This is a genomic window from Paenibacillus sp. lzh-N1, from assembly GCF_002872435.1.
Taxonomy (GTDB): domain Bacteria; phylum Bacillota; class Bacilli; order Paenibacillales; family Paenibacillaceae; genus Paenibacillus; species Paenibacillus polymyxa_C.
On record NZ_CP025696.1, the window covers coordinates 5,011,477 to 5,028,858 of the forward strand.

Below are 17,382 nucleotides of genomic sequence, written 5' to 3' on the forward strand. Positions count from 1 at the left end.
TGCTCATTAGCCGACCGACAAAATATCTTGTTTAATTGGCCGGAATAAGAATATAACACATAATCAAATTATATAGCAAGTGTTATTTTCTAAAATAATTCGAGTTTAATTTAAAATCAAAACAAACCCCAAAACCGATGAAGGTTGTGCAAATTCGGCTGGCTTTTAAGCAACCACAAATCAAGAGGACTTAAATCTGAAAAATATAAAAAAAAAGCCAGCGATTTTATCGCCGGCTTCCCGTCAATTCAACAAAATGTTATGGAGTATGATGGCCAAAATATTGGAGCGTTCCATTTGGATAAGAGTTCCACTCTCCTGGAAGGTTATAAAAGGAGGAACCGGACTTAATCCCCGATTTTCGGATAATAGTCCCATTATTCGGCATAAATTGCGTTTTGCCGTCAGGATCACCTAAGACATCGATCGTTACACCGTTCTTTTTCAGGACATAGCCTGTCGTTACATTTTTATCTGATTCTGATAACATTATTTCTTCATTATAGTAGGCCACAGGAACAATGTCGAAAAAGTCATAAAAGATGGAATCGATATATATATAAGGCATGCCTTTCCAAAACGAATTAATAGGCTGGCTCCACACTTTAGGAGTATTTGTAGCTAAATTGTATTGATGAATCTCAAGTGAGTATCCTGCATTTTCTATAGGTTTAGAAGTATCCCCTACTGGATTGTAAAACAATTCAATAGCAGTGCGGGTTTTATCCAAGGATAGATACTGGGAAAAATATAGATCCTCTGGCCCTTGAGGATTTGCTATCACTTGGAATACAGTGGCAGATCCGTTCGCCCCGATTACCCAGTAGTATTGAGAAATATCCCCATTCCATGTCCAAACTGTCCCGTTAAGAGGGATTGGTCCAGTAAAGGTAGAATCTGCCGTACCCGAATAGACTTTAAATGAAGTTTCACCTAGGAACACTGTTGACATGTCATAAGTAATCGGATCTTTGACCCCTTGCTTGGTTCGGATTTGAACCATTCCGTTCGTCGCTAGAGGAGCATTTGTTACCTGAAAATTATAGGTGGCTGTTCCGCCATGCCTGTCATCCGCAGTAATCGTTACCTTGGTACTTCCTGCCTGATTACCCGGAGTAAGAGTCAGCGTTGATCCGTTAACCTCTGCATTTGCCACACCGCTTGATTCAACAGTAGAAGTAAACGTCAGGGCATCCCCGTCAGCATCACTGAACAATTGGGATAGGTCGTAGCTTCTTGCATTGGTAACTCCTGCAGTCAACACTTGTTCATAAATGGCAGCTTCTACTTGAGGGCGTTGATTTGAAGATGGGTTAGACGAACCGGATGACTGGACATTGACCTGGAAGGTAGTTGAAGTTTCCCCTCCGCGACCATCCGTAGCCTTGATTTCTATGCTTGTCGTCCCTGCACTTAGTGCCTGAATTTTCAATTGGTCTCCAGTGATTTCCGCCGAAGCAACAGACGGAACGGAAGAGGTTGCCTTAAAGGTCAACGTATCTCCATCAGGATCTGTAAAAACGGAATCTAAATCGAGTGAGTAAACCGCATCACCTACAGTAAGCGACTGGTCGGCAGGTTTAGTTTCTACTGGATTCTGATTCTGCGGAGTTCCAGCCGTGACGGTGGTTTTAAAAGTTTCGATCACTTGCCCTCCCTGGCCATCTGTTGCTTTGATCGATACTAATGTGCTACCGATCGTTAATGATGTAAGAGTGAGTATATCCCCATAAACGGCAGCCGTCACAACAGTCGGGTCAGAAACGCTATGAACATCGTAAGTTAAAACATAGCTATCAGGACTGGAAAAGAAATCATTTAAGGACAATTGAATATCGCCTGTATTTATTTCTTTCATCTGATCCGGAATCCCTGTGGAAATCGGGGATTCATTGACGCTAACATCAAAATTAGTAGCAACTTCGCCCCCACGGCCATCTTCTGCTTTAAGCGTAATCGTTGCTGTTCCTGGGGAAACTGCATGGACTGTGGCTATGTTTCCGTTAACGGATATAGCAGCGACTAACGAATCCGAAGATTCTGCAGAAACGTCCACAGAGTCGCCATCAGGATCGTGGAATACCGAAGATAAATCCAGGGTATAATCTGAATTACCTAAAATCAGTGTCTGATTACCCGGCTGCTGATCTACAACCGGATTTTGGTTAGGTACAGCGGTTACTTCCATTTGAAACGACCGGCTTGTGCTGCCTCCATGGCCATCGGATGCCTTAACGGATACTGATGTGCTGCCAATCTTTAACGGTGTAATGGTAAGCGTGTCCCCATTGAGCACTGCAGTTGCAACCGAAGAATCGGAAATATCAATGCTGTATGACAACGAATCCTGCTCATGGTCGGTAAAGAAGTCATTTAAAGATAATTGAATGTCACCTGAATTGATTTGTTTCGTTTGACCCGGAATTCCCATGGATGCCGGAGGTTCATTAACGGTAATATCAAAATTGGTCTTAACCTCGCCTCCAAGGCCATTAGCCGCTTTTAGCTGGATGCTTGCTGTTCCTGAGGAAACCGCGTGAACCGTAGTTTGGTTTCCGTTAACGGAAACCGTCGCAATGGAAGAATCCGAGGATTCTGCCGAGATGGTCAGTGGGTTACTGTTCGAATCAAGGAACACCGGGGATAAATCCAGGATGTAGTCCGTATCCCCCACAGTGAGCGTTTGGTTGCCTGGCTTCTGAATTACAACCGGATTTTGATTAGGTCCCGCACTTACCACTAATTGAAACGACTGGTTTGTGCTGCCTCCCCGACCATCGGACGCCTTGACAGTAACTTGGGCATGTCCTACAACTGCCGGAGTTAATACCAATTGATCACCCGTCAGGGTAAAGGTAGCGATGGAAGGATCATCGATCGCTACCTCATAGGTCATGAGATCATTTTCAGAATCCGTAAAAAACGATCCTAATGATAAGATTACGTCGCCGCTTCCCAACTGTTCGCTTTGATCGGGGATACCCAATGAAACAGGAGATTCATTGACACGGACCTTGAAACTCGTGCCCGCTTTTTTCCCGGCCTGGTCATCTGCAGCGATCGTAATAGTCGCAGTCCCTTTGCCAACAGCCTTGATAGACAGGTTGGTTCCCTCTACTCTGACTGTACTGATTTTTGTACTAGACGACACAGCCGTATATTTGAGCTCAGACTGCTCCTCATCCGTAAAATGCCCAAGCAAGTCAATTCGAAGTTCAGAATCGCCCACCGTTATGGCTTGATCTTCATATTTGGTCACTAACTTCGGTGCTGTATTGGCCACAACCGTAGAACGCGAGCTACTAGAAGAGCTGCTGGAAGAAGTTGCAGTGACTCCTGATACTGTCGAAGAGGACACACCTGCTGCAAATGAAGTATTCGTGACTTGGCTGGAGGAGCTTACACTAATATTTGCTCCAGAGTTATTTACTTGTAAATTTGAAACGGTTCCAGCTACCTCCAAACTGACCGGAGAGGAATTGTTCACAACCAATGTATTAATGGAAGCCTGCCCTGTCAGAGCTACGGGCTGGTCACTGTTGACCGACAATTGCTGAATAGTCCCCTGCAACTCTACCTGCTGGGCACCGGTAAGAACTTTTAACTGCTGTATCATTGAGGATGAATCATTTTCAATCGTTGCATTGGAAGTCAATGTCATTTGATCTACCCTTGAATTTCCTTGAATGACTACGCGGACATCCTGTTTGGATACCTCGACATCCTGCAGCTCAGATGTGTTAAACAATACGGTGTTTTGGTCACCGCCCTGAATATATGTTTTTTCTTGTACCGTAAATTTAGAGGCATAGAAATCATGTTCAAGGCTTGACGTAACTGTAAAACTATTTTTGACATTCAAATTCATAACCGAAATGTAGTCGCCGTCAATAGTTAAATCGCCGTCAATCGAGGAGTTATGACCATCTAATACAAGATTGCCGCTGAATTCGGAAGCTTGCCCTATCGGGGCTTGCCCACTCGCATGGATGACCAGTTTGGTGATTGATTCAATGGTCCGCTGTGATGCTACAAATTGAATATCTGCTCCCTTAAGAATCTCCTGGTTAGAGGTTTGCAGGATTCCTTTAACTGAATCCGAGAGTTTATATTCAATCCCGTTAATCCAGGCCTTTCCATCCTCTACTTTTTGGAGTTGGACTACATGGTCCTTGGGGAAAAAGGTAGACATCATATACTGGGCTATATCTTGACGCTGAACGGACGATTTAGGTTTGAAACCGGACTGATCCGTCTTCATGGAGCCCGACTGTAAAGCCGTATTAACGTATGGCCGTGCCCACGGGCTGACCCGATTCCAATCAGTAAGTTTAGCAGACTCCGTGGCGTTAGCTGTAATAGGAAGCCCGGAAGCCCGCATAAGCAGAACCGCAGCCTCCTCTCTGGTTACTGCCGCTTTGGGCCTGAATTTGGAGCCGTCGTCTCCATTCATGAGTCCTGCACGATGTACAGCCTCAATATAGGGACTGGACCAATTTTTCGAGTCTACATCCGAGAAGCTGCTACTTGCTGCTTTAGAAATAGAGAGTTGAAGAGCTTGAGTTAACAGAGCCGCCATTTCTTGACGGGTCAACAAATCCGTTGGCCGATAGGATCCGGACGGGTCGCCATGCAGAAGCCCGGCTTCAATGGCTTGCAGGATGCTTGTCTTTTGCTCTGAAGCAATATTATTGATGTCTTTAAAAGGCAGGCTCGCCAGAGCTACTCCGTTTGACGCATCACTGGCAGCAGATGCAATCGTCTGCAAAGCCGTTGGAGCAACAAGTGCAGCCAAGGCTAATGTAATCAGCCATTTATTGGGCTTAGAACTCATGATGTTCCCTCTATTCTTTTTATTCATTACGGTGCCTCACTGTTAAAGATACCGATATTATCCGTATAATCGATACCTTCATCAAACCATTCACTCGCCTCGTAGTGGCCTGCATTTCCATGGGTAACATCGGATTGTCTAGCTATAGTGGTATGAGGCTGAAACACGGCCGTATCAATCAACTGATTATCGTAATAGAGCGATAAAGTGACAGGTGCTGAATCGTCGTTATAAAATCCCATATCCATGAAGTAATCTACATGCGCATCACCAAAATACATAGTTTCTCCTATCACAAAAGTAGCTCCCCCTGAAATAGAAGCACCAGCGTTTTGACTTATTTCGATCGAATTTCCACTATCACTGCGTTCAATTCTAATTTTCGAAGCATCCAATTCCTCAAAACCCGCATTATAAAGCTCAATAATCTGCATCATAGAGTCGCCCTCCCCCCATGCCAACTCAGAGAAGAAAAGTCCTCTTTTTTCTACAACAGTGACTTGGAAGGTCGTTTGAACGGTCCCCCCCTTCCCATCATCTGCGGTGACTGTGACTGTAGTACTCCCGACTACAAGTGGAGTAATACTCAGTTGGTCACTTGTAACGGTAACCGTTGCTACTCCAGGGTCCGATGAACCAGCGGAATACGTTAGCAAGTCCAAATCTTCATCTGCAAAAGTTGAAGCAAGTCCAATAGTTGTGTCCATAGCACCTGCTTCTGTAGAAACATCATTTATCGTGCTTTGAACAACAGGAGCGTGATTAACCGCAGGTAAAGGAGTCACCGTTAGAGTGAAATTCGTATCAACCGTGCCGCCTTTACCGTCATTCGCCGTTACCGTAATCGTGACAGTACCCGCGTTCACTGGCGTAATTTTCAGGTCACCTCCGTTTACGGCTACTGTCGCCACGCCTGCATTCGTCGAGGTTGCGGTAAAGGTCAGTGCGTCGCTATCTTCATCTGCGAACACACCTGCAAGACTCACCGTCTTGATGCCGTCTGCAACTCCTGTCGTCACGTTGCTGATCGACGTTTCCACCGTCGGTGCATGGTTCACAACTTCCGGGATCACTGGCGTGATTGTCACGTTGAACTGTGTATCCACCGTGCCGCCTTTACCGTCATTTGCCGTTACCGTAATCGTGGTCGTACCCGCGTTCACTGGTGTAATTTTCAAGTCGCTTCCGTTTACCGCTACTGTCGCCACGCCTGCATTCGTCGAGGTTGCCGTGTATGTCAGCACATCGCTGTCTTCATCTGCGAACACACCTGCAAGACTCACCGTCTTGATGCCGTCTGCAACTCCTGTCGTCACGTTGCTGATCGACGTTTCCACCGTCGGTGCATGGTTCACAACTTCCGGGATCACTGGCGTGATTGTCACGTTGAACTGTGTATCCACCGTGCCGCCTTTACCGTCATTTGCCGTTACCGTAATCGTGGTCGTACCCGCGTTCACTGGTGTAATTTTCAAGTCGCTTCCGTTTACCGCTACTGTCGCCACGCCTGCATTCGTCGAGGTTGCCGTGAATGTCAGCACATCGCTGTCTTCATCTGCAAACACACCTGCAAGACTCACCATCTTGATGCCGTCTGCAACTCCTGCCGTTACATTGCTGATCGACGTTTCCACCGTCGGTGCATGGTTCACAGCTTCCGGGATCACCGGCGTGATCGTCACGTTGAACTGGCTATTTATGGTCCCGCCCTTGCCGTCGTTCGCCGTAACCGTGATCTTGGTTGTTCCTGCGCTCACTGGTGTGAGAGTCAGCTGACTTCCATTCACCGATACCGTCGCTACGTTCGTGACCGAAGATTCCGCTGTGTAAGTCAGAGTGTCTCCGTCAACATCGGTAAAGCTATTTGCCAGATTAATCTTTTTAGGCTCATCTGCTGTACTTAACGTAATATCTGTAAACCCGGTAGTAACGCCTGGCGCATGGTTAGTCACTGAATTTGTTGAAGTTCCACCTCCAGATGAAAATGTCACGCTACTCGATGTAACTGTAGTCGTTTTTTGAACCGTCCCGTCAGCGGACTGAATTTGTCCAATCTGCTTTTGTACTTCGTTGTAATTTTGGATAACTTGTGAAACAGAAATATCTTTAGGTAGCTTAATCGTTTCAACTTTAAAATTCGGGTTCAACGTCACTTTAGCGTTTGCGTTGGCAACTTTTAGCTCCCCAATTGTCCCTGTTCCTTTAATAGAAATATCACTGCCGGAATTCACAGTAAGATGGTTTACGTTGCCATTCAGCTGGATATTAGAGACACCGTTTTTAAGCTCAATTATTCCTTTGGTATCCCCTTTAATCTGAACACCATCACCCGAAATTCGAAGCAGGCTGCTTTCCGGTAGACCATTGGTGTTTAACACAACATCTTTTTGCACGATCTCCAATTGTTGTAGCCCGTCCACATTACGATTGCGCGAATTAAACTTTAATATAGCTCCCTTTAACGCATCTTTATTGGAGTTTCCGATCAACTCTTTCAACTTTCCTTCTATTAAATAGGGAACATTATCAATTGTTACAATATCTCCATCAACGCTATTGATCGTAGCCATTTGCTCTTGAGTTTTGAAAATATCCAGCAGGAAAGGAGCAATATCCTCCCTTTTTACTTCACCTGTGGGATTGAGCCTGCTGTCATGAATGTCAATTAAACCCAAACGAAGTGCCTTATCTACCGCTCCAGCCGCCCATTGGCTTACCGAGGACTGATCTTTAGGCAAAATGCTTGATCCGCCCTCTGCATTAACCCCTCCGACTGCACGAACAAACACAGCTGCCAGCTCTTCACGCGTAACAGAATCGTTCGGACGGAAGTTTCCTAATCCATCCCCGGATAGAAGCCCGGCTTTTTGTGCGGCTTCTATATATGGCGCAGCAAATTGTTTGCTTTGCACATCTTTAAAAGTAGAAGAACTTGAAATAGGGTCCAATTTTAAAGCTCTGACCAATAATACTGCGAGCTCCTGGCGAGTTAATGTTGCTGCAGGGCGAAAAGTTCCTTGAGGATCTCCCGATAAAAGCCCCTGGCGTACAGCTTCTTGGATGGCCACCATTTTATCATTCGTCACATAGGATATATCTGAAAACGAATTATTGGCAGGCGTTGCAGCGTGAGCAGAAGTACCAAACGTCGCCTGAAGAGCAACAAGAGCGGCTGCCCACTTAAGTGAATAAACATTCAATGGTTGTACCTCCTAATTTACTTTTGAGTAAAACGACCCTATTCAATCTTCGAAATGTTTCTACCTAATTCAAAGTTAATAAAGCCTATTCACGGAATTTATCGATAAATAATGCGTTTATATCATTTTTTTATTCATATATTTGTCGAAAATAAGTGATTTATGTCGTTTCGATTAATATATACGAAAGCTCTGAACCAATTCTGAACAAAATCTTATATAATTGATGCTGGTTGCACTAAGTCCCCAACTATATTCTTCAAATAACTCATTTCCGCGAGTGATTTATCCGGATATTTCCTTAACCATAATACTTGTTCTATAAAAAAATAATCGCAGGCTAGAAACCTGCGATTATTTTTAAGTTAAGACAGCCTCATGCGAAGTATGGGGTTACGTTTTAAAATGATCAGTTTGCCAAGATTAGCATTGTCGACTATTGTACAGCTTCATTAAGCATAAAAAAGAAGCAACTTCACGGATTGTTCCGGAGAAGCTGCTGCTTTCGTGTTCTTATTGGGCTTTGGCTGTATCAAGTAATCGTAGATAATAAAAAAGCTATGCTTACGAATTATTGGTATAATCCGTAAACATAGCTCTCCACGAGTCTTACTTAAGGTTGTATTTTTTGTTAAAGCGATCCACACGTCCACCAATATCCACGTTTCTTTGTTTACCAGTGAAGAACGGATGTGAAGCGGAGCTAGTATCTACACGGATAACTGGGTAAGTGTTGCCATCTTCCCATTCCATCGTTTCTTGCGAATATTTAGTAGAAGCACTCAGGAAAGTGAATCCACAGCTAGGGTCCAAAAAGATAACTTTGTTCAATGTTGGATGAATATCTTTTTTCATTTGTTTCACCTAATCTTTCATGTAGTTTTAGTTTCAATCTTCAAACGCACTGACGCAATGCTCCATCAGTTGGCAAAAGGAACGGTTATGTCTCAGAAAAAAAGACGACAGATCATAACGGTTGTGCTCAAGGTCGTAAACGACAAGCAAACGATGCCGTATATATTGCATCGCCCATTACACGAACGCTCCGTATCTTTCGTCAGCCTTCATCGTTATATAAGCATATTATGAATGGTCCTCCGGCTCGTCCCGCATGCTGACATCAGCATAGGAAAACTCGGTGACCACGTGCTTTCGATTCAAAAGGCAAAGCGTGCCACTGTAGCTCAGCATCCATCATACAACCATGAAAAGAAGCCGTTTTCTTAGGTGCTAGCTTTAACTTTGGACGCTCAGTCCACTGGACTAATTCAAGTTTTCGCCGGTTCCATAACGCAGGCATTTTGCAAACTTACAGGCTTCGCTCAGGAAGAGATCATTCAGGTTGCTATGCAGCAAACCACAAATTATCTAGTTTCACGATGAATCGTGTACTTTTTCAAACGCGGAGAGTATTTTCTCATTTCAATACGCTCCGGATGATTTCTTTTGTTCTTGGTTGTTGTATAGTTGCGATCACCGGATTCGGTGCATGCCAAGGTAACAATAACGCGCATTTATTCTTCCTCCTCAATTGGAATACATGGTATACAATTACAATAGTAATTTTTACGATTAGTTCTATTCTATAATTCATGCTCCTCTTTGTCAACCTTAGAGTCGCGGTTTGTTGCTTCTTTTACTGTGTTCCAGCGATTACGGTACTGTACTAGCTTGGGATGAAGTTCCAAAGGCTCACTCGAAAGCAGCAACCTGACGTTTCTAATCCATTCTCCAAAGGATGCATAGGAAGCGCACAAATTAGCAGTTTCAGGACTCATATACAAAAAAAGCGGAGTTGCATACTTTTCCGCCAAAAAACGAATGGCTGCTTCAATTGGCGTATACTTTTTTCGCTTACCTTCCCAGTTCTCAATCACAACAGCACTCAAAGCCTGCTCTCGCTGCCACTCTCCCAGCTCGTCGACCCGCTTATAATACGAGCGTACTGGCTGCTTCCACATTCTTCTGACCGTTTCTTCATGTAGCGGATACAGCACCAGCTTTGTAAAAGACAGTGCAGCCCCCGTTTCGGCAAAAAGCTCCAGCTCACTAGCTGTAGTCTGCTCAAACGTATCATAGTAGACCATAGTCCCTTTGTGCGTTTCGATTGGCGGTTCATAACCATAGGGTACATATTGAAGGTTTCTTGTCATGCTGGGCACTCCATCCTTCCATAGAAAATTTCTCCTTCTATATTATACCCTTGTTATGGCATGAGCTTACATAAAATGTTTATCCTTATTCGACAGCAGGTGTATTACCGCGCGGATCCCGCCGGAACTGCAATGCGTAAAGCCCCATCGTCACAAGCGCAATCAGCGCAAGCACCGTAAATATATTGCTGAAATTGAACACTTGGACATTAGATACAACCGGATTCAAATGAAAGGACGACGAACTATCTAACGTTTTGCCCAAAATACTTGTTGTGATCGCCCCGGCAATGAAATTCAACAGAGATAACAGCCCCATTCCAACACCAATCTGATCTTTCGACAAAGTACGAGAAATCGTGTTGGACATGGCAATCTGCATAAAGGTCTGACCTACATTCCCGAAAATAAGCAAAAACAAAATCAGATACGGAGATGCACCTACAAATGTAGACAAGCTGATAAAGCAGATAAACAATAGCGATACGGCTGTATACACCAGAACTGAATTTCCTTTGCTATCGGCCAAACGCCCCCCTTTTTTTCCTAAAAGAGCTGACGCAATAGCAGCGGGAAACATAATCAGTCCAATCGTAGCTGGTGTAAGCTGGTTGAGACTATTCAAAAACTGTGGTGCCAAGTACGGCAATCCAAAGCTAATCCCCGTCCCTAAAAAAGCAATAAGAAGCCCATATGAATATTGCTTGTTACGGAACAGCTTCGGCTGGATGAACGGATCGTGGGCAGTATGAATGCGCCATATAAACAGTCCAAATAAAACCACACCGATCAGAAAAAACATCATATTGGCTTGTGAAATGGAAAGCAACAAGCAGGCCACTGTTCCACCCAGCAATAATCCGCCAAGAAAATCGAACTTCTGATCCTTTCCTCGCTGATCGTCCAGGTATTTGCGAAAGAACGGCAAAGCGATCAGTGGCAGCATGGAAATGACGAACAAAAAACGCCAGCTCGCAAAGCCTGTAATCAAACCGGAAATAATGGGAGCCAGCGCAGTACCTAATGCTAAGCCGATTGCTGTGACGCCTAAAGCTCGCCCTCTTTTTTCAGCTGAGAAATAGCGAACGGGAACAATCATAGCGGTTGCCGGAATAACAGCAGCCCCCGTGGCCTGAAGCAAACGGGCTACAATTAACATCCAAAATTGATTGGCCAACAGTCCAATAAGCGAACCTAGTGCAAAAAATATAATCCCAAATGTCAGCAAATCTTTGAGACGATACTTATCTGCAAGCTTGCCGTAGGTCACCGAGCCAACTGCATACACGATCATATAACCCGTCAGTAGCCAGCTTACATCGGAGGCACTAATATGAAATTCCTCCCGAATCACAGGCATAACAACATTAAACATAAAAGCGTTCATCACTGAAAAAACAAGTGTGAAGGCCAAAACACGCATAAGCTTATCCGCATTGGGATAAGTTTGTTCTTTTATCATTTGGTTTCTCCCTCTCCTGTAAACATCTTATCTAGGTGACATTTTATAACTCATAGATTCCTCAGCCGGGCAAACTTTTCTAATTATCCGCTCAAACGCAAGCATTCGCAGGACGGTAATCGTGAAGAATTTTTTTGAGCAAACCACGCAGCGCCTCCGACTCTCCGACAGATAACGTTTTGCCTACGGAGCTTTTAATTTGCTCAATGGTACGTTCGGCTACCTTGTGAATCTCCAAGCCTTCCTCGGTCAAATAAATCTGCTTCATTCGTGCATCTTCCGGATGACTTTGGCGTACTGCCCAGTTTTTCTTAACGATCCCGTTTACCAGGCTGGTAACACTTGATTTATCAATAAGCAATAGCTTTTCCAACTCCGTATTGGTGACTCCAGGCGACATCGCCAGTATATAGAGCGTCTGCGATTGTGGGGAGGTAAGCCCCAAAGGGCGCAGTGCTGTTTCAATCTCACGCCGGACGGTGGTGAAAATCCATTTAATTAAGTACATCGTGCTCTCTTCTTCCCAAGGAAGACAAACGGGATACACCTCACTTCCCATTTCACTACTAACCTCCTTATCCATCGAATTTTAATAGTTTGAATTCCAACTAATTTTAATCAGCTGCCTATTTGGTGTCAATACCTTCGTAAAATGATCGTCTATTAAATACAGTCAGTTTCAGAATCACGAATACATTTTATGTATAAATTTATACATATAAAAAGACAGGTTCCAAAAGGAACCCGTCTTTTTACTGTCTATAGTTGCTTAGTTCGCAGCTTTCACTTGAACCAGCGGATAATCTTTTCCATCCACAGTAACCGTGCTAGCATCATTTAGCTCTAGCCGTTGCCAAATAGTCAACAGCGTACGATAAGGATACTTGTCGAGATCATATTCCGTTGTCCCTGTACCATCATCGGACGTGCTGGTGGTGGTTTGATCGGTTGCTATACCGCTACCCTCAGTTGATATCTTTGAAGTCGCGCCTCCGGCTGTATTGTCTGTCACTGCTCCAGTCTGATCAGCGCTTTTTCCGCTGGATGTACCGCTCAGATCTGTAGAACCATTTCCTGTGGATTCTCCGGCACCTGTCTTGCTTTTGGTGGTAGCGCCCTCAGTGTTAACGTCACCGGACGAACCATTGTTAGCTTTACTGGCTGCTTCCTTATCGTTCTGTTCAGTAAGCGTAAAATTTTCGTATGAGTGCTCCTGTTGATCCGCGCCGACAATGACGAGTTTTTTAGGCTTAAATTCTGCCTGCTCTGCCGATGTTTGAAACGCAAACAACAGCTTGACCATTTTCGTAGTGGACTTGGTGTTAGGTACATGTGTCACTATTGCAGCAGGCTCCTCTTTTACGGGCACTATAGGCTTTACTGGCTGTTGTACAGGCTTTGGAGCAGCGGCAGGCGTTGGTGTATCAACAGATCCAATGATCCCGGTTGCTTTCAGACCGCCTAATGTTCCTGCAATAACGATTAATACGATCCCGGAAATCACCCCGCCTTTGCGGAAACGACGAAGCGTTTTGACCAAAGGCGTGTCTGTCTCACGCTTTGCTGCCTGATAGAAATTTTTAAAAACAGGCTTAGCTGGTTCAAAATATTGACGCCATAGCGTCTTTTTATGCAGGCCCTCTCGTCCTTCCTTTTGGAAGAATAAAAGCAACGCACGCCGGTAGGCTGGTTCAAAACCACCACGTGGAGTAGCAAACTCAGCGTGTTCCTCCGACCAGCGGATAAAGCGGTACATCGTATCGTTATCCTTTGCCCATTTGCGGATCGAACTGACCAGGCGGGCAAAATCCAGTATTCCTTCGCCAGTACCATCAGAACGATAGAAAGCTGGCAACAGACGGGCAAAATGGCCTTCTGCAAGCTGCTGGGGCAGCCAACCGTAAGCCCAATCCTGCACCTTTTCTACTTCGCTTGGCTCCAGACCGTCTAGCACCGATGGTTCCGGGTCCTCCGTGTTAAACCAATCATAAGCCGCAATCAATCGCACTGCTTGTCCCTTGAGAGGAGCAGGCAACTTTCCAACCCACTGCACCAAATCGGACCGTGTGAAAAACGAAATCTGTACGACCTGATCAGGTGATATTTCTTTTAGCTCTACTTCAGTGAGTAAATATCGATCCGATGCTTCCCGTAAGCGCTCTGTTAATCCGGATTGCTCCAGCGGGGACAGTGTGCCCACGGCAGAACTACTGTCCCATTGACGCAAGCGTTGGTGAATGGCAGCCACAGCCTCTACCGGCTTTCTCTCGGCACGCAGCTTGCCCATTAATGCAGATTCAGCCAACAGCTGAAAATCGGCATTCGCTGACACTTCGATATACCGACTGCCCCATTCATGCACCACGGCCAATAGACCCTTTACATCAGACGTTCTTTTCATCTGACTGTCCATGTAGGGAATGAACAGCATTTTCGTGAGTGCCGGATTACCCAGTACTTTCGTAAAATAGACCTTGCCTAATGACGGATTCTCTTCAATCGTATGATAAATATACGTGACCGCTTCCGTATTCCTGGCAGTATAAGCGTTGTTTAGCGAACGGATTAAATACTCCACCAGCCGATTTTCGCTACTGCGTGCATGAACTTTATAATAGTCCTTGAAGCAATCAACCAGCCCTACATCTGGAATGTGTCCATCCTTCACCCGATCAAACTCGTGATCAAAAAAGGACAGAAACAGATCATTCAGCCGCATTTTACGTGGCAGCGCATCAGATGGCGATAAATAATCAGTCAAGCTTCGTAACACAGTGATTCGCTGCTCGTTGTATAATGACCGCTCTCCCTGCTCAATTCTGTACAGCGTAATGAGCTCATGATAGCTAGAAGGTGTTAGTTCACGCCCTGCCTCCATGCCTGTCAGCATTTGCTCGGCAAATTTGAGAAAATCGTCTGGAGCCTCGCCATTCAGTAGCGTACGGACAATCCAGTCAAAATACGGCTGCTTCGCCTGCTCTGTATCCACATTCAGTATTCGACTATTGTTAGAGAGGTCAAATACAAAGTCTTTTTCTACATTCCGATCACCGGGACGCAAGCTGAAAGGCTCAACAAACATTAAGTGAATGCCTTTTCTGCTATTCGGTTCCTGCGCATATGTAAGAAATCCGAGTCTGTTGCGAAATGCATAAGGCAGTGCCGCATACAACACACCCAGTAGCTGTTTGGCTGAAGATGCTACCGCTTCTGCTGGAACATTCAGCGCTACATATACCTTCTTGCGACCCGCAGCTGACATCATGACCGCGTATAAAAGTTGCTTGAACACTTCTTCGCTCAGCTGCAATTGAGCCAGTACTGCAGACGGGTCAACAGCGGGAAATACACTACCACCTGGTAGACGCTCTAATTCCGGTAATTCCGTTCCCTGCTCAATATCATAGGTATCGACAAACGAAGTGTTCAGCCACTGCTTATAATCAGACGGAGACTCACCATGTCCGGCCGGAATCACATAGTTATGCGTAAAAAAAGCGCTCCGAAGCCCAGTGAAATCTGCCGCTTTATAAATACTGCGTCCGAGCACTACATCCCCGGACTCTGTCCGTACCAGATGTAAAGCTTCGGGATAGACACTCTCCTGCTTCTCGCCACGCGCTGTCAAAGCCGCAGGCGCATCATACACACATAAAGGATGCAACACCTTTTTAATAAATGAAGCATCCAACCCTTTGGAATTAGCTACTGTATCGAAGCCTTCCGTAGAACGGAAAATACCGCGCCGTTCCCGTGTATACATTTGCTGCTGTATCATATGAGAGGTAGATAAACTCACTGTGATTCTCTCCCCTCAATGTACTTCAACTTATAGAGCAGCCAGATGAATGGCTCATCTACACGGATCGGACTAACCAACCCTTGCAGCTTTTGGTCCACTGGATTGCTACCTAGAGCAGAAACTGCGAAATAGGCTGTATCTGTAAAATATACATCCATTGTGCCCTTGAACGGCTTATCCACCTTCTCGATAAAGCGCCGAACTTCGCCATCAATGTTCGCGAACTCATCCAAATCCATGTATTTGCGATGTTCCATTGGATTAAAAATATTGCTGTTTGTCTTGATATATGTGCCTTCTTCATCTGCCAGCGCAGTAAGCATGTCGCTTTTGGTCAGGACCACAGCGGTCGGAATGTCCGTCTTGCCTTTTTCCTGGTATGCAATAAAGTCACCGAACATCGTAAGTACGACATCACGCGGTTCATCATATTGCGAGACCCATTCACCAGGCTTATCGCCAAGATTAATCTTAATACGTTCCCGGATAGAACGGATTTGCAGTGGATCGACCATAAAAAGAATACCCGCAGAATTTTTAATATGCTGTCCATGAAGTCCCAGATAGTCCTGATCGACCATACCCTCACCAGCTACATCAAAAAATACCAATGTCAGTGGTGGCTTTTCCTCATCCTTAAATACAAACTGGAAAATAAAAGGCTCCTGCATCTTTTCTTTTTGTGTCGATGTAAGCAGATCGCCTCGTTCAAACAGTGGTTCCTCATACATCGTGCGGAACTTGCGGCTGATCTCTGCATTAAGCGGCATGCAAGCTGCATCAAAATGATCGGCCGTCACATGCTGCAGCGTGTGAATCAGAGAGGTCATAAATACAGATTTTCCCGCCTGCGAAGCTCCAATAATCGAAATGATATTACTCGGCACCTTGCCTGCGGTCACAGGCAGCTCGTTATGGCAGTGTGGGCACAGTCGGTGACGTGTCAGCTCACCGTAACGGTCCGTCAGACCTGTCAACACATGATCTGAATACAAGCGATGTTCCTCAGGTACATCATAGGGATGAAGAATTGCCTCCATATCATGTACACTATCCAAGCCAAAACGCTCCCGATATTTGTTCAACAGTTCATCTTCACCCAAAGCGTAATCCTCATCATCTTCACGGTGATGGGAAGCACGGAATACCACTTCTTCTGGGGAAAATTTACTAAAGCAATAAGGGCACACAATATCATAGAATAACGGCCGCGGTTCGGCCTGTGGCTTTCTTCTGAATAAATTGCTAAGAAAACTCATCGGTTGTGGCCTCCTTTCATTCAGAAACTAATTCATATATCGTGCCATACTTCTGACCGTCCGTAAAAAACAGCCGCACATACTCATCTCCCCCCACTTCAATAGCGGGTAAAACATTCCGTCCTGCAGCAAAGGGTGCCGTGAACGGATACAAGGTGCCATCGTCCCGGTCAACCGGATAGCCGCCACGCTTCTTTACGTAGCAAAGCGCCTCCTGCGGAACAGGAACTTCGGCTGTCACCTGAATCTGGACTGTTTTGCGGCTGCGAAACCAGCTTTTTTTATGGTGAACCGCATATTTAATTTTGGCTCTACCCGTGCTCAACTCCAGTTGGTTGGTTCCGTCTGGCTGACGGATTACAAAGGTGTCACCCTCCTCCCGAACAGCCGGATACACGGTATACCGCACACGTCCAATGCCTTCAATCCGGTCACGATAGCTGCCAGCGGCCTTATATTCCTCTCGTGTAAAAAGCTTCAGGTCAGAAGTCGGCGTTTCATTCTGCCCGTTCGCACCTGCATCGGCTGATTGTTTGGCAATATAGACTACGGCTACACCTTCAGGCCACTGCCAGCGTAACACTACCCGGTTGTCGTCAATTTTGTGGCTCAGCTCCGAAATCACAGGATCACCGGGCTGTGCATCCCTATACTGCATAAGTTCCAGCCTCC

10 protein-coding genes are annotated in these 17,382 nt (G+C 45.4%); all 10 read right to left on the bottom strand.

The annotated features are described in order from the left end of the window. Window positions 1–259: 259 nt before the first annotated feature. Window positions 260–4,834, bottom strand: a complete 4,575-nt coding sequence (locus C0638_RS22075; protein WP_058712332.1) for an S-layer homology domain-containing protein — start codon at window positions 4,832–4,834, stop codon at window positions 260–262. Between the two features lie 26 nt (window positions 4,835–4,860). Beyond that, window positions 4,861–8,034 (bottom strand): S-layer homology domain-containing protein, encoded by a 3,174-nt coding sequence (locus C0638_RS22080; protein ID WP_102163799.1) that lies wholly within the window; start codon window positions 8,032–8,034, stop codon window positions 4,861–4,863. Between the two features lie 609 nt (window positions 8,035–8,643). Continuing rightward, the gene (locus C0638_RS22085) at window positions 8,644–8,889 is read right to left on the bottom strand and encodes a type B 50S ribosomal protein L31 (RefSeq protein WP_013310118.1); all 246 of its coding nucleotides are present in this window, start codon (window positions 8,887–8,889) and stop codon (window positions 8,644–8,646) included. Window positions 8,890–9,398: 509 nt separating this feature from the next. Further along, entirely contained in the window at window positions 9,399–9,548 is a 150-nt protein-coding gene (gene rpmG, locus C0638_RS22095; RefSeq protein ID WP_013370941.1) for a 50S ribosomal protein L33, read from the bottom strand. A gap of 69 nt (window positions 9,549–9,617) precedes the next feature. Then, window positions 9,618–10,187, bottom strand: a complete 570-nt coding sequence (locus tag C0638_RS22100) for a hypothetical protein (protein ID WP_025679145.1) — start codon at window positions 10,185–10,187, stop codon at window positions 9,618–9,620. An 85-nt stretch (window positions 10,188–10,272) separates the two neighbouring features. After that, a complete protein-coding gene (locus C0638_RS22105; protein WP_058712330.1) occupies window positions 10,273–11,649 on the bottom strand; it encodes an MFS transporter in 1,377 nt (458 codons plus the stop codon). Window positions 11,650–11,740: 91 nt separating this feature from the next. Beyond that, window positions 11,741–12,208: a MarR family winged helix-turn-helix transcriptional regulator gene (locus C0638_RS22110; RefSeq protein ID WP_013370938.1), complete on the bottom strand. Its 468-nt coding sequence runs from the start codon at window positions 12,206–12,208 to the stop codon at window positions 11,741–11,743. 210 nt (window positions 12,209–12,418) lie between these two features. Then, on the bottom strand, window positions 12,419–15,448 hold the full coding sequence (locus C0638_RS22115; RefSeq protein WP_058710444.1) for a GAP1-N2 domain-containing protein: 3,030 nt from the start codon (window positions 15,446–15,448) through the stop codon (window positions 12,419–12,421). Next, window positions 15,445–16,710, bottom strand: coding sequence for a TRAFAC clade GTPase domain-containing protein (locus C0638_RS22120; protein ID WP_025679140.1), 1,266 nt, complete (start codon window positions 16,708–16,710; stop codon window positions 15,445–15,447). The genes C0638_RS22115 and C0638_RS22120 overlap by 4 nt, the downstream gene beginning before the upstream one ends. A gap of 16 nt (window positions 16,711–16,726) precedes the next feature. Further along, a complete protein-coding gene (locus C0638_RS22125; RefSeq protein WP_058710445.1) occupies window positions 16,727–17,368 on the bottom strand; it encodes a hypothetical protein in 642 nt (213 codons plus the stop codon). Between the last annotated feature and the right edge of the window lie 14 nt (window positions 17,369–17,382).

What these genes read in the sequence shown, in the direction of transcription:
- C0638_RS22105 (WP_058712330.1), bottom strand. Translation starts at nt 11,649, where the DNA reads ATGATAAAAGAACAAACTTATCCCAATGCGGATAAGCTTATGCGTGTT.
- C0638_RS22120 (WP_025679140.1), bottom strand. Translation starts at nt 16,710, where the DNA reads ATGAGTTTTCTTAGCAATTTATTCAGAAGAAAGCCACAGGCCGAACCG.
- C0638_RS22085 (WP_013310118.1), bottom strand. Translation starts at nt 8,889, where the DNA reads ATGAAAAAAGATATTCATCCAACATTGAACAAAGTTATCTTTTTGGAC.
- C0638_RS22100 (WP_025679145.1), bottom strand. Translation starts at nt 10,187, where the DNA reads ATGACAAGAAACCTTCAATATGTACCCTATGGTTATGAACCGCCAATC.
- C0638_RS22075 (WP_058712332.1), bottom strand. Translation starts at nt 4,834, where the DNA reads ATGAGTTCTAAGCCCAATAAATGGCTGATTACATTAGCCTTGGCTGCA.
- C0638_RS22110 (WP_013370938.1), bottom strand. Translation starts at nt 12,208, where the DNA reads ATGGGAAGTGAGGTGTATCCCGTTTGTCTTCCTTGGGAAGAAGAGAGC.
- C0638_RS22125 (WP_058710445.1), bottom strand. Translation starts at nt 17,368, where the DNA reads ATGCAGTATAGGGATGCACAGCCCGGTGATCCTGTGATTTCGGAGCTG.
- rpmG (WP_013370941.1), bottom strand. Translation starts at nt 9,548, where the DNA reads ATGCGCGTTATTGTTACCTTGGCATGCACCGAATCCGGTGATCGCAAC.